Raw genomic sequence first — 17,355 nt, forward strand, 5'->3', positions numbered from 1 at the left:
CCAAGGCTCAAACGGACCAGTTGTCACAATCAAAGTTTCAGGCCGGCCCGTGAGATTCGGACCGGCCTGAAGAACTTGAATGGGTTATGCGGCAACTTTGCGGAAGACAAGCGAGGCATTTGTGCCGCCGAAGCCGAACGAATTCGAAAGGGCGATATTAATGTCCAGCTTCTTCGGCTTGTGCGGCACCAAATCGATGACCGTCTCGACCGACGGGTTATCGAGGTTGATTGTCGGCGGCGCCATGCCATCCCGAATGGCCAGGACCGAGAAAATGGCCTCGACCGCACCAGCGGCACCCAGAAGGTGGCCTATGGAAGACTTGGTCGACGACATTGTCAGATCACCGGCGTATTCGCCCGCTAGACGGGTGACCGCGCCAAGTTCGATCTCGTCGCCGAGCGGCGTCGAGGTTCCGTGAGCATTCACATAATCGATGTCGGCCGGCGTGACCTGGGCGCGCTTCAGCGCGGCTTCCATGCAGCGGTAGGCGCCATCACCATCAGAGGACGGAGCCGTGATGTGATAGGCATCGCCCGACAGACCGTAACCGATGATTTCACCGTAAATCTTTGCGCCACGACGAACCGCGTGCTCGTATTCCTCCAGCACAACGACACCGGCGCCCTCGCCCATCACAAAGCCGTCGCGTGCGACGTCATAGGGACGAGACCCTTTTTCCGGGGTGTCATTGAAAGCCGTGGAAAGCGCGCGGCAGGCAGCGAAGCCGGCAAGCGCAAGACGGCAGACCGGGGATTCCGTACCACCGGCAACCATCACGTCCGCGTCGCCGAAGGCGATCAGCCGGGAAGCATCGCCGATGGCGTGCGCACCGGTGGAACACGCTGTCACGACTGCGTGGTTCGGGCCCTTCAGGCTGTGACGGATCGAAACATACCCGCCGGCCAGGTTGATCAGGCGGCCGGGAATGAAAAACGGAGAAATGCGGCGCGGGCCTTTTTCGGCCAGCAGATGAGCGCCCTGCTCGATGCCCTGAAGGCCGCCGATGCCCGAGCCGATCAGAACGCCTGAACGGGCCTGCTGGTCGTAGGTCTCGGCCTTGTAACCGGAATCAGCCATTGCCTGGTCGGCAGCAGCCATCGCATAGACGATGAAATCATCGACCTTCCGCTGTTCCTTGACGTCCATCCAGTCATCCGGATTGAACGCGCCTTCTACGGAGGGGTCACGCGGGATCTGGCATGCGATCTGGCACGCCAGATCGTCAACTTTGAAGTTCGTGACCTTGTTGGCCCCGCTCTTACCTTCGAGGATCTTTTTCCAAGTGACATCGACACCACAGCCAAGCGGCGTCACCATGCCCAACCCAGTTACGACAACTCGCCTCATACACCCGCACTTACGTTGGAAGGGTCAGGCGGGGGTCTGCCCCGCCGGCCCGATCTTCAAACATTCACAAGAAGGGCTGCGCCCTTACTTGTTGGCTTCCAGGAATTTGACAGCGTCGCCAACGGTCAGGATGGTTTCTGCTGCGGTGTCCGGGATTTCTACGCCGAATTCTTCTTCGAAGGCCATGACCAGCTCGACCGTGTCGAGGCTGTCTGCGCCCAGGTCGTCGATGAAGCTTGCACCTTCAACAACTTTGTCCGCATCAACACCGAGGTGCTCAACGACGATTTTCTTTACCCGATCCGCGATATCGCTCATCTTTCACTTCCTTAGTTTTCATCTAATCGTCACTCGCGAAACTGCCCCCATCCGGTTTGCAAACAAGCGGTGGCGCGAACTCGCGGTCTTTAAGATGTCGCCGCACACTCAGGCCGGTTTATTTGGCCCGACTGTGCAATTCGAAACAATCGGCGGGTTGGTAACACACTTTGTTGACCTTTACCAGCCGATCCAGACCGCTTGTGAGCGGCCCGGATTCTTTTTGCCTGCTCGGCAAAAATTCCTTTTAAATCATAGCCATGCCACCATTGACGTGCAGGGTCTGCCCGGTCACGTAAGCGGCTTCATCGCTGGCCAGGTAAACGGCGGCTGCGGCAATCTCGGCGGAAGTGCCCAAACGCCCAGCAGGCACGCTCGTTAAAATCGATTCTTTTTGCTTGTCGTTCAGCGCATCGGTCATTGCCGTTTCGATAAAACCGGGGGCAATCGTGTTGACCGTGATGTTGCGGCTGGCGACTTCCCGCGCAAGCGATTTGTACATGCCGATCATGCCGGCCTTGGCAGCAGCGTAGTTGACCTGCCCCGGATTTCCGGTGACGCCAACCACGGAGGTGATGCCGACGATGCGGCCGGAGCGGCGCTTCATCATGCCCTTGATCGCGGCGCGGCACAGACGAAAGCCGGACGACAGGTTCACTTCCAGAACCTGATCCCACTCTTCGTCTTTCATTCGCATGAAGATGTTGTCGCGCGTGATCCCGGCATTATTGACGAGAATATCGACCGAGCCCATCTTTTCTTCGGCGGCGGGCAGCAAGGCGTCCACAGCCGCGCGGTCAGACAGATTCGCCGGTGTCACGAAAGCGCGCTCACCCAGATCAGCGGCAAGCGCTTCCAGTTTTTCAGCCCGCGTGCCGGACAAGGAGACGGTTGCGCCCTGTGCGTGGAGCGACCGGGCGATTGCCTCGCCGATCCCACCGGTAGCACCGGTGACAAGCGCGTTTTTCCCTTCCAAGCTGAACATTTGGGATCCTTCCATTGTTCCTGTTTCGGCCCGCGGCGGGCCAAATCGACGTCCCGGGCGATATAAGCCTTATCCGGAGATCTTTTCCATAAGGGCGTCGATATCTTCCGGAGAATTGACCGCCATGCCGGCGGCGTCCTTGGCGATCCGCTTGACCATGCCGGTCAGAACCTTGCCGGTGCCGATCTCGACAAAGGTGTCGACGCCGTTCTCGGCCAGCCAGGTGATGCTCTCGCGCCAGCGCACGGTACCTGTGACCTGCTGCACGAGACGATCGCGAATTTCGCCGGCGTCAGTGATCGGGCGCGCCAGAACGTTTGCGACCAGCGGCACGGCCGGAGACCGGACGTCCGCATTTGCCAGCGCTTCGGCCATCTTGTCGGCAGCTGGCGCCATCAAAGAACAATGGAACGGTGCGCTGACCGGCAGCATCACCGCACGGCGCGCGCCCTTGGCCTTGGCAATCTCGACGGCACGTTCAACGGCGGCCAGATGCCCGGAGACCACGACCTGGCCCGGTGCGTTGTCGTTAGCGGCCTGACAGACTTCCCCCTGGGCGGCGGCTTCCGCCACTTCAGCAACGACATCGAAATCCAGACCCAGCAGTGCGGCCATCGCACCCTGCCCGACCGGAACCGCATTTTGCATGGCATCGCCGCGCACGCGCAGCAGTTTTGCCGCGGTCGCAATGTCCAGGCTTCCGGCAGCCGCCAGCGCGGAATATTCACCGAGGGAGTGACCTGCGACATAGGAAACACTGTTGGCCAGATCCAGACCGCGGGCTTCCAGCACGCGCATGGTTGCAAGGCTCACCGCCATTAGTGCCGGCTGAGCATTTGCGGTCAGCGTCAACGTTTCTTCCGGACCGGTCCACATGACATCGGACAGTTTCTGGCCAAGTGCCTCATCGACTTCATCGAACACGGCTTTCGCCTCGGGAAATGCATCGGCAAGGGCTTTGCCCATTCCAACGCCCTGACTGCCCTGGCCGGGGAATGTAAATGCAATGGTCATCTGGAAACGCCTCCGTGACTCGTGAGCGGACCTTGTTCTTTTTATAGCGACAGGTCGACGGCTTTTTAGAAAGCGGAGAAGACAGCCTCATGCAGGCTGAAATCGAACTTGGCGCGAGGCTATGATACGGTCTTGACCAAACTGTCAAGGCCCAGAGGTCAATCATTTCCCGTTTTCGGGCGGTTTTGCCTGATTTCCTCTGGAATGAAGCCGAACCCTATTGCGCCTTCACAATCTCGACACCGGCCTTCCACCTGATCCCCTCCCGGGCTATGCAGTATATATGGTCCCAACGATTGTCCAAATCACGGGCTGTCGTGGCTTTGCATGTATTCCCTCGCTTTTGGGCGGATGCTGCTTGCAATTTCCTCAAAACAGAGTATAGAGCGCGCTTCATCCGGGGTTTGGCCGGGGGCTGAACGGAAGGGCATGACGCCAGGATCTTTGATCGGATCCGACTTCCCGTGTTCCCGCTCTCGTTAGAATTCTCGTGCCTTTCCGGGGCTACGAGGAGGCTCTGCGCCGACCCCGCGTTGTCAACACGAAGAAAGGCTATTTCCATGCCTCTTTACGAGCACATATTCCTGGCTCGCCAGGACGTTTCGGCCCAGCAGGTCGAACAACTCGTCGAACAGTACAAGGGCCTCATCGAAGGCGCCGGCGGAACTATCGGCAAGGTGGAAAACTGGGGTCTGCGTTCCCTCGCATACCGCATCAAGAAGAACCGCAAGGCTCACTACACTCTCATGAACATCAACGCACCGCACGCCGCGGTTGCCGAGATGGAGCGTCAGATGGGTCTGAGCGAAGACGTCCTGCGTTTCATGACCTTCAAGGTCGATGAACTGGACGAAGAGCCGTCCGCAATGATGCAGAAGCGTGACCGCGACGACCGCCGTGGTGGCGATCGTGGTGGACGCTTTGGTGGTGGCGATCGCGGCGGTGACCGCGGTGGACGCGGTGGCGACCGCGGTGAGCGCGCTCCGCGCCGCGCAGAAGGGGAGTAAGATTGATGGTTGATATTGCACAACTCCCGAGCCGCCGTCCGTTCTTCCGTCGCCGGAAGACCTGCCCGTTCTCAGGCACCAACGCGCCGAAGATCGATTACAAGGACATCCGTCTGCTGCAGCGCTACATTTCCGAGCGCGGCAAGATTGTCCCGAGCCGCATCACCGCGGTTTCCGCGAAGAAGCAGCGTGAACTGGCCCGTGCGATCAAGCGCGCCCGCCTGCTCGGCCTGCTGCCGTTCGTGATCAGCTAAGCGTTTCTCAAAAATCTTGAGACGTTTCTTTCGGGGGCTCCCCGGAAGACCCGAATTGGGGCCGCGGGCAAACGGCCTCTAACCACCCTCACCGGGTGGGACAGTAGGAGAAATGACATGCAAGTTATCCTTCTTGAGCGTATTGCCAAGCTCGGCCAGATGGGCGACACCGTTCGCGTTCGCGACGGCTATGCCCGTAACTTCCTGCTGCCGCAGGGCAAGGCGCTGCGCGCCAACAAGGCAAACCTTGAGCGTTTCGAACTCGAGCGCGTTCAGCTCGAAGCTCGTAACCTGGAGCGCAAGAACGAAGCCGAAGGCGTCGCTTCCAAGCTCGACGGCGAATCCCTGGTGATGATCCGTTCCGCTGGCGAAACCGGCCAGCTCTACGGTTCCGTTTCCACGCGCGATATCGCTGACGGCCTGACCAGCGCAGGCTTCTCCGTTTCCCGTAGCCAGGTTGAACTGCGCAACCCGATCAAGACGATCGGTCTGCACAGCGTTCTCATCCAGCTGCACCCGGAAGTCGAAGTCGCCATCAGCGTCAATGTCGCCCGTTCTGAAGACGAAGCAGTCCGTCAGGCAGCCGGTGAAGATCTCTCCACTCCGGAACTGGACGTCTTCGAATTCGAAGAAGATGAAGAAGCAGAAGGCACCGAAGAAGGTGCAGAAGCTTCCGACGAAGTAACGGAAGAAGAAGAAGCCTAAGCGCTTTCCTTCCTTTTCGGCTTGAAAAACGGCGCTGGCTTCAGCGCCGTTTTTTGTTTGCCGGCAATTGTTCCAGATGCAGGCGCACGATCCCTAAACCTGGCTTTTCAGTTTCGGTTGCAAGGCCTTGAAACTGCTCGAATATTCATTAACCAGCTATTAATCTTCTCAAAAATATCATTAAATTCAAAGACTAAGAGGTAGGTCCTTGAGTCTTCAATCGACTTCAGAGTCAAGCTGGATTCGATTCTTTCCCCGCTGATTTGCCCAAGCCGGTGGGAATCCGAAACAGCGGTTTTTGAACCTTGAGCCCTCCTTCGTCACAGAGTATTCCCAATGAACTTGGGTCAACGGGGGACGATATGAAGGGCACGCTGCAGAAGGTCGAGACGGAAGAAGACGTCCAGCGCCTGGCACCACACAATGCCGAAGCGGAGCGTCAGCTCCTGGGTGCGATTCTCGTCAACAACGAGACGTTTTACCGGGTCTCCGACTTTCTAGAACCACATCACTTTTTCGTACCGGCCCATCAGGACATCTACGAGAAGATCAGCCATCTGATCCGCGCGGGCAAAACCGCGTCGCCGATCACGCTCAAGACCTTCTATCCCGCCAACGCGAAGATTGCGGATCTGTCCGCGACCCAGTTTCTTCTGCGTCTGGCCGGCGATGCCGCCTCGATCATCAACGCCGAGGACTATGGCCGGACCATCTACGACCTGGCCATCCGGCGGAATCTGATCCGCATCGGCGAGGACATGGTCAACATCGCCTTTGATGCCCCGATTGACGTGCCGCCCACCCAGCAGATCGATGATGCGGAGCGACGCCTTTTCGAGCTGGCCGAAACCGGCCGCAGCGAAGGCGGTTTCGTCGCCTTTGGCGACGCCCTGACAGAAACCATTGAAATGGCGCATGCGGCCTATAACCGCGAAGGAGCCCTCTCCGGTATTTCCACTGGGCTTCGCGAACTCGACCGGCTTATGGGTGGTCTGCAGCACTCGGATCTGATCGTTCTTGCCGGCCGTCCCGCCATGGGCAAGACCTCTCTGGCAACCAACATTGCCTATAACATTGCTCAGTCCTACAAGGCCGAGGAACAGCCGGACGGCTCGATCAAGACGGTGAATGGCGGAGTGGTCGGCTTCTTCTCGCTGGAAATGTCCGCTGAACAGCTCGCCACACGTATCATTTCCGAACAGGCGGAAATCTCGTCCTCGAAAATCCGCCGCGGTGATATTACCGAAGCGGAATTCGAAAAGCTCGCCGCCTGCGCGCAGACCATGCAGGCCGTTCCGCTGCACGTCGACCAGACAGGTGGCATTTCCATTGCGTCGCTGGTGGCAAAGGCGCGGCGACTGAAACGCCAGCGCGGGCTCGACCTGCTCGTGGTCGACTATATCCAGCTCCTGTCGGGATCCAACAAGAACTCCGGCAACCGTGTCCAGGAAATTACCGAAATCACCACGGGCCTGAAGGCGCTCGCAAAAGAGCTGCATGTCCCGATCATCGCGCTTTCACAGCTTTCCCGTCAGGTGGAATCGCGAGACGACAAACGGCCAATGATGTCGGATCTGCGTGAATCAGGTTCCATCGAGCAGGACGCCGACGTGATCCTGTTCGTGTTCCGCGAAGAATATTATCTGTCCAAGACAGAGCCGGAGTTCGGCACCGTCGAACATGAAAACTGGCAACGGGACATGGAGCGGCTCAAAGGCAAGGCGGAAGTCATCATCGCCAAGCAGCGTCACGGCCCGACAGGCACTGCCAACCTGCACTTCGAAGGCCAGTACACCCGCTTTTCCGATCTTGCGGAAGAAGACCACCTGCCCGAGCGCTACGAATAGACCTTGCTATTCTTTTCCCAGAAGGGCCGTCTCCCGCGGACGGCCCGCATTGCTTATTTTCACTGCGCCAGCCATTTCCCTGCGGCAATTTACAAGCGGTCCGCACCTTCTCACGATTAAGCCACTGTTAAATCTCCTCACTTACTTTAAGTAGAAAGAATTGCCCTTAAATCTTTTTCAGGTGACCGGATCTTGTTTTCATCGGCACAAAAACTCCTCGAGGAAGCACGCATCTTTCCGCGTAAAAGATGCAAGTGGCCCGGCCTATTGAAACAGGAAACAACCCATCGCCCCTGTGTGGTGGAAGATATCAGCGTCGGTGGTTGCCGTGTTGCAACCAACACCAAGGGTCTGGAACGGAACCAGCGGATCACCATCGAAATCGAAAGCCGGAAGTTGCGCTTTTATGGCGAATTGCGCTGGGTGCGGTCCGGCGAAGCAGGCGTCGAATTTCTCTACATGGACTGAAATTCCTTCCGGACGAACGCCGTTTGCATGTTTTGCGGACAGGTCCCGGTGCTGCGCTTCATTTGGTCACGCATCCTGCTGTCTGGCCATTGGTGCAAAAACCACGTGATGCGCTAAGCTCCCTCTCGAATTTCAGACTTTGATTCTGACCGGAGAGATATCCGAACCGTGCCTGCGACTTCTGAAAACGCCTTCCCTTCCGACCTTTACGGTGGCCGCCTGACGATCGATCTCGATGCGATCGTTTCGAACTGGTCCTTGCTGAAAGGCAAGGTAGCCAGCCGCACCGACTGTGCTGCCGTGCTGAAGGCCGATGCTTATGGTACCGGGCAGGACAAGACAGCTGCCGCGCTCTACCAGGCTGGATGCAGGACGTTTTTCGTCGCGGTGCCAACCGAAGCGCTCATGCTGCGCGCCTGTCTTCCCGACGCGGTCATCTATGTGCTCGACGGATTGTTCCCAGACACGGCCGAGCATTTCCTGACCCATGACATCCGCCCGGTCCTCGGCAGCTTTGAGGAGCTTGAGGAATGGTCGGGGGTCTGCAAGGCGTCAGGCAAGAGTTTTGCGGCTGCGGTCCATCTCGATACCGGCATCCACCGTCTTGGTCTGTCACCGGCAGAATTTACCCGAGCTCTTGGGGACACCAACATACTGGGGCCGTTCCAGCCATCACTGGTGATGAGCCATCTTGCCTGTGGTTCGACGCCCGATCACGATATGAACCGGCGGCAGCTCATGCTGTTTCGCGAGGTGACCGCTCCCTTCCCCCACATTCCGCGGTCCCTGGCGAATTCGGCCGGTGTTCTGCTCGGACCGGACTACCATTTCGATCTTGTCCGTCCGGGAATTGCGCTTTACGGCGGCCTTGCCGTTGAAACGATGCCCAATCCGATGAAGCCGGTTGCCAAGGTGGAAGCACGCATCATGATCGTGCGCGACGTGCCAGAGGGCGACACAATCGGCTATGGCGCCAAACAAACAGCCAAGCGCCCCTTGCGCAATGCCGTTGTCGCTGCCGGATATGCCGACGGCATGATCCGGCGGGCTGGATCGACGGATGAACGCCCGGGGGGATTCGGGCTGATCGGCGGGCACAAGGCGCCAATCCTTGGCCGGATTTCCATGGACATGATCACGCTTGACGTGACGGATGTGCCGGAACATCTGCTACAGCGCGGCGCGTTTGTGGAAATGCTGGGACCGGGTGTTGCAGCATCCGACCTTGCCGCTTATGCGGAAACCATCGATTACGAATATCTGACAAGCCTCGGGCGGCGGTTTGAGCGCATCTACGCGCCACTCACCTGATCGGAGCCGAGAGCGAAAGGCGAAATTTCATGGCACGACGCTCCACCTCCTTCGTCTGCCAGTCCTGCGGCGCCGTTACCGCCAAATGGGTTGGCCGCTGCGAAAGCTGCGGTGAATGGAACACCATCGTGGAGGAGCAGACCGGTGGTGGCATCGGCGGCGGTCCTGGCCGCGCTGCCCGCACCAAGGGTCGCGTCATTCCACTGGTCGGTCTTTCGGGCGATGCCAAGGAAGCCCCGCGCATTCAGACGAAAGTACCTGAACTCGACCGGGTAACCGGTGGTGGGTTCGTGCGTGGCTCGGCGCTGCTCGTCGGCGGTGATCCCGGTATCGGCAAATCCACCCTGCTGATCCAGGCAGCGGCGCAACTTGCCAATCTCGGACACAAGACCGTCTATATTTCCGGCGAAGAAGCCATCGGCCAGGTGCGGCTTCGCGCCGAAAGGCTGGATCTCGCCCAGGCTCCTGTCGCGCTGGCGGCTGAAACGAGTGTGGAAGACATTCTGGCAACGCTGGAATCGGACACGGCTCCCGCCCTCTTGATCCTCGATTCCGTGCAGACCCTGTGGACAGACCAGGTGGAATCTCCTCCCGGTACGGTGACGCAGGTGCGGGCGTCAGCTCAGGCGATGGTGCGCTATGCCAAGAAAAACGGCACCACCCTCGTTCTGGTCGGGCATGTGACCAAGGACGGTCAGATTGCCGGTCCGCGCGTCGTTGAACATATGGTCGACGCCGTGCTCTATTTCGAGGGCGATGGGGCCCACCAGTACCGCATCCTGCGCTCGGTCAAGAACCGCTTCGGTGCAACCGACGAAATCGGCGTCTTCGAGATGACCGGAAAGGGCCTTCAGGAAGTGCCCAACCCGTCTGCGCTGTTTCTGGGAGACCGCAACACGTCCGCGCCCGGCGCTGCCGTCTTTGCCGGCCTGGAGGGCTCCAGACCGCTCCTGATCGAGATCCAGGCGCTGGTTGCGCAGTCGTCGCTCGGAACGCCGCGCAGGGCCGTGATCGGCTGGGACAGCGCACGTCTCTCGATGATCCTGGCGGTGCTGGAAGCGCGTTGCGGCGTCCGCTTTTCGCAGCACGATGTCTATCTGAATGTTGCCGGCGGGCTCAAGATCAACGAGCCTGGAGCCGATCTTGCCGTGGCTGCGGCATTAATCTCCTCACTCAGCGGACTTGCCCTTCCGGCCAATTGCGTCTATTTCGGCGAAGTCAGCCTGTCAGGGGCCATCCGGCCGGTCGCCCAGGCCCCTTCCAGGCTGAAAGAAGCTGAGAAACTCGGCTTCGACCAGGCTTACTGTCCGGAGGGCAATCTCAAGGATGGCACCGTGTCTTCGTTCAAGACGACCGGAGTGCCGGAACTTGGGGACTTTGTTGCCAAACTTTCGGCTGAGGCTAGTGCTACGGGGCGGACCTGACGCATGATGGTGACGGGTTTGGACGAAAGGTTTAAGCTCTTGAAAGAGCGCCAGACAGAGGATTTTTCAGGAACATGCCGATAACGCTGCTGGACGGACTGCTCTTGGTCATCATGTTCATTTCGGCGGTCCTTGCGATGATCCGCGGATTTGTCAGGGAAGTGCTTTCCATCGTTTCCTGGGTGGCTGCGGCAGCTGCGGCATTCCTGCTTTACGAACGGGTCCTTCCTTACACCAAGCAGTATATCAACCATGATCTGGTTGCCATGGGCGTATCTGCCGCGGCAGTCTTTCTGGTCACGCTGCTGGTTGTCAGCTATATCACCATGCGGATATCCGATTTCGTGCTCGACAGCCGGATCGGCGCGCTCGACCGGACCCTCGGGTTCGTCTTCGGCGCCGTGCGCGGTCTGCTGCTGGTGGTGGTTGCGATGATGTTCTTCAACTGGTTTGTCCAGCCGGAACAGCAGCCGAATTGGGTCAAGACCGCCAAGTCGCGTCCGATCCTGCTGTCCATCGGCGAGCGGCTGGTGGCCGTGCTGCCTGAAGATCCGGAGAAGGCGATCCTGGACAAGATCCGGCAGAACAACCAGGCCGGAGGGGGAGCGACCCCGACCGAAGAACCGGCCTATAGCGATTCAGAACGTCAGGGACTTGAACAGCTCACGACGGACAGTAACTAACAGGCCTTGGGCAAAAACCGGGGTTACGAACCGAGACAGGGCAGACACGGGCACCGGATGACGGTGCAGCGTTGAATGAGGCATCCCGCGCGAGAATATGTGCGGGACGATGTACCATTTGCAAAGCGGTCAACCTCTGGTCCGTCCCTGTGACGATGACAGGCATTTGACCGCAAGACCCGGCCGGGCCTCCTACCGGCCAGAACGAAGGAGTGTTCGCCATGGCTGGCGGAACCGACGTGCACGAACCGTTCGACATCAATGCAGATACCTTGCGCGAAGAATGCGGTGTTTTCGGCATTCTGGGTCATGAGGATGCCAGCGCGCTGACCGCGCTCGGGCTTCATGCGCTCCAGCACCGCGGGCAGGAAGCAGCGGGGATCGTCACTGTCGACAACGAGCAGTTCCGTGCGGAACGTCATCTCGGCCTCGTCGGTGATCATTTCTCCGATGCCGACACGATCGAACGGCTGAGCGGCATGGCCGCAGTTGGCCACGTTCGGTATTCAACGACCGGCGAGACCATCCTGAGGAACGTGCAGCCGCTGTTCGCCGAGCTGGACGGCGGCGGCATCGCCGTGTGCCACAACGGCAACTTCACCAATGCCCTCACGCTCCGCCGCCAGTTGATCCGCGATGGCGCGATCTGCCAGTCGACCTCCGATTCCGAAGTGGTCCTGCAGCTCGTTGCCCGCTCACGCAAGGGCAAGATCGTCGATCGTTTCATCGACGCGATCACCCAGATGGAAGGCGCCTACTCGCTGGTCGCGCTGACCTCGAAGAAACTGATCGGCGCACGCGACCCGCTTGGTATCCGCCCGCTGGTTCTGGGCGACCTGAACGGCGCGCCGATCCTGGCGTCCGAGACCTGCGCGCTCGACATCATCGGCGCAAAGTTCATTCGTGAAGTAGAAAACGGCGAGGTAATCGTCTGTACTGCCACGGGGATCGATTCCTTCTTCCCCTTCGGCAAACGCCCTGCCCGTCCCTGTATTTTCGAATACATCTACTTCTCCCGCCCCGACAGCGTCGTCGGCGGCCGCAGCGTCTATGACGTTCGCCGGGAAATGGGCCGCCAGCTTGCACGGGAATCCAATGTCGAGGCTGACGTGATCGTTCCGGTGCCCGACAGCGGTGTGCCCGCGGCGATCGGCTTCAGTCAGGAAAGCGGCGTGCCGTTCGAACTCGGCATCATCCGCAACCACTATGTCGGCCGGACCTTCATCGAACCAACGCAGCAGATCCGTGCGCTTGGCGTAAAGATGAAACACTCCGCGAACCGGGCCCAGATCGAAGGCAAGCGTGTTGTGCTCGTCGACGACAGCCTGGTGCGCGGTACGACCTCGGTCAAGATCGTGCAGATGATCCGTGAGGCAGGTGCCAAGGAAGTTCACTTCCGCCTTGCCAGCCCGCCGATCAAGTATTCCGACTATTACGGCATCGATACGCCGGTGCGCGAGAAACTGCTGGCCGCGAAATACGGCCTGGAGGAAATGCGCGCCTATATCGGAGCCGACAGCCTGGCTTTCCTGTCCGTGGACGGCATCTACAAGGCCATGGGCTACGAGGGACGTGACGACGCAAATCCGCAGTTCACGGACCATTGTTTCACCGGCGATTATCCGACACCGCTGACCGATCTTTCCGAAGATCAGGACTTCGTCAGCGCCCCTCGCCTGGTCGAGGTCGGATAAAGAGCCCGAAACCCTTTTGACTGCTCAAATTTATGCCTTTCGGCGGTACCGCCGGAAGGCAAATTGATCTAAGAGATCACGCATGAACAAAGACTTTGAAGGCCGGATTGCCCTCGTCACCGGCGCCTCCCGCGGTATTGGCTATCAGATTGCAAAGCAGCTCGGCGAACGTGGTGCGCATGTCATCGCGCTTGCCCGAACTGTCGGTGGCCTGGAAGACCTTGACGACGAGATCCGCTCCGCCGGTGGGGAAACGACACTCGTACCGCTGGATCTGACCGACTTCGACGCGCTCGACCGGCTCGGCGCCGCGATCTACGAACGCTGGAAGAAGCTCGACATCTTCGTTGCCAATGCGGGAATTCTGGGTGTTCTGTCTCCCATCGGCCATATCGGCCCGAAGGACTTCGAGAAAGTGACGGCGGTCAATGTCGTCGCCAACTGGCGGCTGATCCGGTCGCTGGACCCGCTGCTGCGCCAGTCTGATGCCGGCCGTGCACTGTTCCTCTCTTCCGTTCATGCAAGCACCTGCACGCCCTTCTGGGGCCTTCAGTCCATCAGCAAGGCTTCTGTGGAAGCCATGGCGCGGACCTGGGCAAACGAAAGCCTGCAGACGAAGATGAAGATCAATCTTGCCGACCCCGGCCCGACCCGCACAGGTTTGCGGGCCAAGGCAATGCCGGGTGAGCTTGCCGATAACCTGCCCTCCCCGGACGACGTTGCGGCCGATCTTCTGCCCCTGCTTATGCCTGACGTTCTGGAAACCGGCAGCCTTTACGACCGTGTCAGCGGAGAATGGGTCCACCAAGCCTAAGGGCCCAATCCACTTGAGGTGGATCTGCTGCTGGAAGGGCTCCTGGCAACGGTTGCAAACCCCATCGTTTGACTTTACGCCTTCCGGTTGACTGCCGGAGGGAAGCTTTGCCATGCGCACCGATATCAGCGTCATCGCCTGGGATTTCGATGGTGTTCTCAACCGCAATATCGTCGACGGACGCTTCATCTGGGCAGACACGCTGGAAAGCGATCTTGGTATTGCGCTTGAATCGTTCGAGGCCGGTGTTTTTGATGCCACTTTCTCGCAAGTCATCTCCGGTAAACGGGACATCAAGTGTCACCTGCAGGAGTGGCTGGATCGGTCCGGGCACAAGCTGGATGCAGGAGATCTTCTCGAGTACTGGTTCGCCAAGGACGATCTGAAGGATCCGTTCACCTGCGGCTTGCTTGAGCAGCTGGCCGGGCACGATGTCGTTCAGGTGATCGCGACAAACAATGAGGCGCGGCGAGCCCGATACATCGAACAACAGGCCGGCTTCGGTTCTCTTGTCAGCCGGGTTTTCTCCTCCGGCCGCATCAAGTCAGCCAAGCCGGACACCGAATTCTTTACCCATGTCAGCACCGCTCTCGACATTGCACCGGCGCAGATACTGTTGATCGACGACAGCGCAACGAACGTTCGTGCTGCCAAGGCGCCTGGCTGGAAGGGATTTCATTTTACCGAGGAAACCCGCCCGGAGCTTGTCTCTTTTCTCGGCCTCTGACAGCATGCAGGGCGCGCAGCAGCTGTCAGCGCATAGGAGCCAGGAAAATGAAACTCGGTGCGTTCTCGGTCAGTCTGGCCGTCAAGGATCTTAAAAAATCAAAGGCGTTCTACGAAGGCCTCGGTTTCGTGGATGTCGGCGTTTCAAACGCGGACAACTGGACCGTCCTGAAGAACGGAGACACGATCATCGGGCTGTTTCAGGGCATGTTCGACAAGAACATCCTCACCTTCAATCCCGGCTGGGACCAGGATGCCAGGACGCTTGAAGATTTCCAGGATGTGCGGGACATACAAAAGGCATTGAAAGCGAAGGGATACGCTTTCGAATCCGAAGCTGACGAGGCAGGCAGTGGCCGCGCCAGCTTCATGCTGATCGACCCGGATGGGAACCCGGTTCTTGTCGACCAGCATGTCTGAGGCTGTTTAGGCAGCTTCGAAGGGCGCAAAGGAACTTTCGGCGATTTCCTTCAGGTCGGCAAAGACGCCCGGTGCGCCAACAACGACGCGTGCGCCGTCATAAAGGGACTGGTTGATGTCCTGTTCCAGAACTTCGCCGCCTGCTTCCTTGGTGATCAGCATGCCTGCGAGGCAATCCCAGGCGTTCATGTGGGATTCCACATAACCGATAAGGCGACCGGAGGCAGCATAGGCGAGCATCAGACCACCCGAGGCATTGCGGAAGAACACGCCGCCTTTGGAGACCAGAGCACCGACAACATTGACCGCATCGGTGACGGCTGTACGGCCGTTGAAACCAACTCCAACGGAGCCGTGGGAGAGGCTTTCGCTGTCGGAAGCGCGGATGGGTTTGCCGTTCAGGAAAGCACCATGCCCGGCGGCTGCCTTGAACGTTTCCCTGGAGACAGGATCGTGGATCACGCCAACGATCACCTGTCCCTGATGGACGCAGGAAATGATGACGCACCACTGCGGAATGCCAGCAACGAAATTTGCCGTTCCATCAATCGGGTCGGTGACCCATGTATAGCCCGAGGAGCCTTCTTCCATGCCATGTTCTTCGCCCAGAATACCGTCTTCCGGATAGCTTTTCGCCAACTCCTGACGGATGAGCGTTTCCACGTTGCGGTCGGCTTCCGACACGAGGTCCTGGTGACCTTTTTGCGTGACGGTGAGCGTGTCCAGCTTGCGGAAATAATCGAGACCGAGCTCGCCAGCCTTTTCGGCAAGGGCAACTGCGAATTCCAGCCGGTCGATGGACATGGTTCAAACTCCCTTTAAGTGTCGATAGTGGCGGGAAGCAGCCGACCCGCCAGGAAAGAAGAATACTGGCCGGTACCCCGGCAAACGCCGGGTGCCCTCCCCGCTCAGCCCCGTTTTCTCTTGGGGGCGTAAGGATTTTCACCTTTGCGATAGGACAGGCGAATGGGGGTACCGTGAATGTTGAAGGTCTGGCGCAGCGAATTGACCAGATAGCGGGTGTAGCTTTCCGGCAATTGCTCCGGACGCGAACAAAAGACCACGAAATGCGGCGGCCGCGTCTTGGGCTGCGTCATGTAGCGCAGGCGAACCCGGCGCCCGGCGACGGCGGGGGGTGGATGGTTTGCGGTGACCTTGTCCAGCCAACGATTCAGCTTGGCCGTCGAGACACGCGAATTCCAGGCCTCGTAGGCGGTAAAGACACTTTCGATCAGTCGATCGATACCCTGGCCCTGCTGGCCGGACAGTGTTGCGATCTGAACACCGCGGATCTGGTTGAAATACCGCTCGTTGGCGTCCTTGATCTTTTTCCAGGCTTCTTCCCGGTCTTCGATCAGGTCCCACTTGTTGATCGCGACCACAAGGGCGCGGCCTTCACGTGCCACAAGATCGATGATCTGCAGGTCCTGCTTTTCGAAAGACATGGTTGCATCAAGCGTGATGACGACCACTTCGGCAAACTTGATCGCGCGCAGGGCGTCGGCAACAGAAAGCTTTTCGAGCTTCTCCTGCACGCGTGCCTTCTTTCGGATACCGGCCGTGTCGAACAGCTTGATATGCCTGTCACGCCAGACCCAGTCGACGGAAATGGAATCACGCGTGATGCCCGCTTCGGGCCCGGTCAGCATGCGGTCTTCACCCAGCATGCGGTTGATCAGCGTGGACTTGCCTGCATTCGGTCGGCCAACGATGGCAACGCGCAGTGGCCGTTCAACCGTGCCGACCGGCACTTCTTCCTCGACGAATTCACCGTCTTCGTCGACGTCCACATTGGTGATCGCTTCTTCGCGCTTGGCCTCTTCTTCTTCCGTGACCCGGTCGACATGAGGTTTGAGAGCGTCATAGAGATCGGCAAGACCTTCGCCGTGCTCGGCGGAGATGGCAATCGGATCACCCAGGCCGAGCGAATAGGATTCATAAAGTCCGCTCTCCCCGGCCCGGCCTTCTGCCTTGTTGGCAAGCAGGATCACCGGACGGGTGGTCTTGCGGGCAACTTCCGCGAAATGGGCATCGAGTGGCGTGACCCCGGCGCGGGCGTCAATCACGAACAGAACTGCGTCGGCGGTTTCAATCGCTTCTTCGGTCTGCCGGCGCATGCGGCCTTCAAGGGACGCCTTGTCCGCATCTTCGAGACCGGCGGTGTCGATGATCGTAAAGCGCAAGTCGCCCAGACGGGCATCGCCCGGCCGCCGGTCACGCGTCACACCAGGTGTGTCGTCTACCAGCGCCAGGCGTTTGCCGACCAGGCGATTGAACAGGGTGGACTTGCCGACATTCGGCCGTCCGATAATGGCGACAGTTGCGCCCACAGCAA

18 protein-coding genes are annotated in these 17,355 nt (G+C 59.2%); 12 read left to right on the forward strand and 6 right to left on the reverse strand.

From position 1 onward, the window contains the following. Nucleotides 1-84 precede the first annotated feature (84 nt). From fabF to fabD, 4 genes are all read right to left on the reverse strand, one after another. The gene (gene fabF, locus ACYQ54_RS23725; protein WP_460086921.1) at nt 85-1,350 is read right to left on the reverse strand and encodes a beta-ketoacyl-ACP synthase II; all 1,266 of its coding nucleotides are present in this window, start codon (nt 1,348-1,350) and stop codon (nt 85-87) included. Between the two features lie 84 nt (nt 1,351-1,434). Beyond that, nucleotides 1,435-1,668, reverse strand: coding sequence for an acyl carrier protein (locus tag ACYQ54_RS23730; protein ID WP_006931822.1), 234 nt, complete (start codon nt 1,666-1,668; stop codon nt 1,435-1,437). A 247-nt stretch (nt 1,669-1,915) separates the two neighbouring features. Further along, nucleotides 1,916-2,653 (reverse strand): 3-oxoacyl-[acyl-carrier-protein] reductase, encoded by a 738-nt coding sequence (fabG, locus tag ACYQ54_RS23735; RefSeq protein WP_330560570.1) that lies wholly within the window; start codon nt 2,651-2,653, stop codon nt 1,916-1,918. Nucleotides 2,654-2,722: 69 nt separating this feature from the next. Then, entirely contained in the window at nt 2,723-3,667 is a 945-nt protein-coding gene (gene fabD, locus ACYQ54_RS23740) for an ACP S-malonyltransferase (protein WP_460086923.1), read from the reverse strand. A 560-nt stretch (nt 3,668-4,227) separates the two neighbouring features. Here fabD and rpsF point away from each other — a divergent pair. The 12 genes from rpsF to ACYQ54_RS23800 all read left to right on the forward strand — a co-directional run bounded on the left by rpsF (nt 4,228) and on the right by ACYQ54_RS23800 (nt 15,020). Beyond that, nucleotides 4,228-4,674 (forward strand): 30S ribosomal protein S6, encoded by a 447-nt coding sequence (gene rpsF, locus ACYQ54_RS23745; RefSeq protein WP_460086925.1) that lies wholly within the window; start codon nt 4,228-4,230, stop codon nt 4,672-4,674. 5 nt (nt 4,675-4,679) lie between these two features. After that, the gene (gene rpsR / locus ACYQ54_RS23750) at nt 4,680-4,928 is read left to right on the forward strand and encodes a 30S ribosomal protein S18 (protein ID WP_023003964.1); all 249 of its coding nucleotides are present in this window, start codon (nt 4,680-4,682) and stop codon (nt 4,926-4,928) included. Nucleotides 4,929-5,045: 117 nt separating this feature from the next. Beyond that, nucleotides 5,046-5,633 (forward strand): 50S ribosomal protein L9, encoded by a 588-nt coding sequence (gene rplI, locus ACYQ54_RS23755; RefSeq protein WP_460086927.1) that lies wholly within the window; start codon nt 5,046-5,048, stop codon nt 5,631-5,633. Nucleotides 5,634-5,995: 362 nt separating this feature from the next. Then, nucleotides 5,996-7,480 (forward strand): replicative DNA helicase, encoded by a 1,485-nt coding sequence (locus ACYQ54_RS23760; RefSeq protein ID WP_460086929.1) that lies wholly within the window; start codon nt 5,996-5,998, stop codon nt 7,478-7,480. Nucleotides 7,481-7,672: 192 nt separating this feature from the next. After that, complete coding sequence (locus ACYQ54_RS23765) at nt 7,673-7,948, forward strand: PilZ domain-containing protein (RefSeq protein ID WP_460086930.1); 276 nt, start codon at nt 7,673-7,675, stop codon at nt 7,946-7,948. A 168-nt stretch (nt 7,949-8,116) separates the two neighbouring features. Continuing rightward, a complete protein-coding gene (gene alr / locus ACYQ54_RS23770) occupies nt 8,117-9,259 on the forward strand; it encodes an alanine racemase (RefSeq protein ID WP_460086932.1) in 1,143 nt (380 codons plus the stop codon). 29 nt (nt 9,260-9,288) lie between these two features. Next, nucleotides 9,289-10,683 (forward strand): DNA repair protein RadA, encoded by a 1,395-nt coding sequence (gene radA, locus ACYQ54_RS23775; RefSeq protein ID WP_460086933.1) that lies wholly within the window; start codon nt 9,289-9,291, stop codon nt 10,681-10,683. A 74-nt stretch (nt 10,684-10,757) separates the two neighbouring features. Next, nucleotides 10,758-11,366, forward strand: a complete 609-nt coding sequence (locus ACYQ54_RS23780; protein WP_460086935.1) for a CvpA family protein — start codon at nt 10,758-10,760, stop codon at nt 11,364-11,366. A gap of 221 nt (nt 11,367-11,587) precedes the next feature. Next, nucleotides 11,588-13,060, forward strand: coding sequence for an amidophosphoribosyltransferase (gene purF / locus ACYQ54_RS23785; RefSeq protein ID WP_460086937.1), 1,473 nt, complete (start codon nt 11,588-11,590; stop codon nt 13,058-13,060). Nucleotides 13,061-13,142: 82 nt separating this feature from the next. Then, the gene (locus tag ACYQ54_RS23790; RefSeq protein ID WP_460086940.1) at nt 13,143-13,874 is read left to right on the forward strand and encodes an SDR family NAD(P)-dependent oxidoreductase; all 732 of its coding nucleotides are present in this window, start codon (nt 13,143-13,145) and stop codon (nt 13,872-13,874) included. Nucleotides 13,875-13,986: 112 nt separating this feature from the next. Continuing rightward, on the forward strand, nt 13,987-14,601 hold the full coding sequence (locus ACYQ54_RS23795) for an HAD family hydrolase (protein ID WP_460086941.1): 615 nt from the start codon (nt 13,987-13,989) through the stop codon (nt 14,599-14,601). A 47-nt stretch (nt 14,602-14,648) separates the two neighbouring features. Beyond that, on the forward strand, nt 14,649-15,020 hold the full coding sequence (locus tag ACYQ54_RS23800) for a VOC family protein (RefSeq protein WP_460086944.1): 372 nt from the start codon (nt 14,649-14,651) through the stop codon (nt 15,018-15,020). Nucleotides 15,021-15,026: 6 nt separating this feature from the next. On the opposite strand, the gene ACYQ54_RS23805 is transcribed toward ACYQ54_RS23800, so the two are convergent. Both ACYQ54_RS23805 and der read right to left on the reverse strand, forming a co-directional pair. Further along, the gene (locus tag ACYQ54_RS23805; RefSeq protein ID WP_460086946.1) at nt 15,027-15,824 is read right to left on the reverse strand and encodes an inositol monophosphatase family protein; all 798 of its coding nucleotides are present in this window, start codon (nt 15,822-15,824) and stop codon (nt 15,027-15,029) included. A 104-nt stretch (nt 15,825-15,928) separates the two neighbouring features. Continuing rightward, complete coding sequence (gene der, locus ACYQ54_RS23810) at nt 15,929-17,350, reverse strand: ribosome biogenesis GTPase Der (protein ID WP_460086949.1); 1,422 nt, start codon at nt 17,348-17,350, stop codon at nt 15,929-15,931. Between the last annotated feature and the right edge of the window lie 5 nt (nt 17,351-17,355).

The organism is Roseibium sp. LAB1, from assembly GCF_054658235.1.

Excerpts from the sequence above, each read along its gene's own strand:
- ACYQ54_RS23780 (WP_460086935.1), top strand. The coding sequence starts at position 10,758 with ATGCCGATAACGCTGCTGGACGGACTGCTCTTGGTCATCATGTTCATT.
- rplI (WP_460086927.1), top strand. The coding sequence starts at position 5,046 with ATGCAAGTTATCCTTCTTGAGCGTATTGCCAAGCTCGGCCAGATGGGC.
- ACYQ54_RS23790 (WP_460086940.1), top strand. The coding sequence starts at position 13,143 with ATGAACAAAGACTTTGAAGGCCGGATTGCCCTCGTCACCGGCGCCTCC.
- fabG (WP_330560570.1), bottom strand. The coding sequence starts at position 2,653 with ATGTTCAGCTTGGAAGGGAAAAACGCGCTTGTCACCGGTGCTACCGGT.
- rpsF (WP_460086925.1), top strand. The coding sequence starts at position 4,228 with ATGCCTCTTTACGAGCACATATTCCTGGCTCGCCAGGACGTTTCGGCC.
- ACYQ54_RS23805 (WP_460086946.1), bottom strand. The coding sequence starts at position 15,824 with ATGTCCATCGACCGGCTGGAATTCGCAGTTGCCCTTGCCGAAAAGGCT.
- rpsR (WP_023003964.1), top strand. The coding sequence starts at position 4,680 with ATGGTTGATATTGCACAACTCCCGAGCCGCCGTCCGTTCTTCCGTCGC.
- radA (WP_460086933.1), top strand. The coding sequence starts at position 9,289 with ATGGCACGACGCTCCACCTCCTTCGTCTGCCAGTCCTGCGGCGCCGTT.
- ACYQ54_RS23795 (WP_460086941.1), top strand. The coding sequence starts at position 13,987 with ATGCGCACCGATATCAGCGTCATCGCCTGGGATTTCGATGGTGTTCTC.
- purF (WP_460086937.1), top strand. The coding sequence starts at position 11,588 with ATGGCTGGCGGAACCGACGTGCACGAACCGTTCGACATCAATGCAGAT.
- fabF (WP_460086921.1), bottom strand. The coding sequence starts at position 1,350 with ATGAGGCGAGTTGTCGTAACTGGGTTGGGCATGGTGACGCCGCTTGGC.
- fabD (WP_460086923.1), bottom strand. The coding sequence starts at position 3,667 with ATGACCATTGCATTTACATTCCCCGGCCAGGGCAGTCAGGGCGTTGGA.
- ACYQ54_RS23730 (WP_006931822.1), bottom strand. The coding sequence starts at position 1,668 with ATGAGCGATATCGCGGATCGGGTAAAGAAAATCGTCGTTGAGCACCTC.
- ACYQ54_RS23760 (WP_460086929.1), top strand. The coding sequence starts at position 5,996 with ATGAAGGGCACGCTGCAGAAGGTCGAGACGGAAGAAGACGTCCAGCGC.
- ACYQ54_RS23800 (WP_460086944.1), top strand. The coding sequence starts at position 14,649 with ATGAAACTCGGTGCGTTCTCGGTCAGTCTGGCCGTCAAGGATCTTAAA.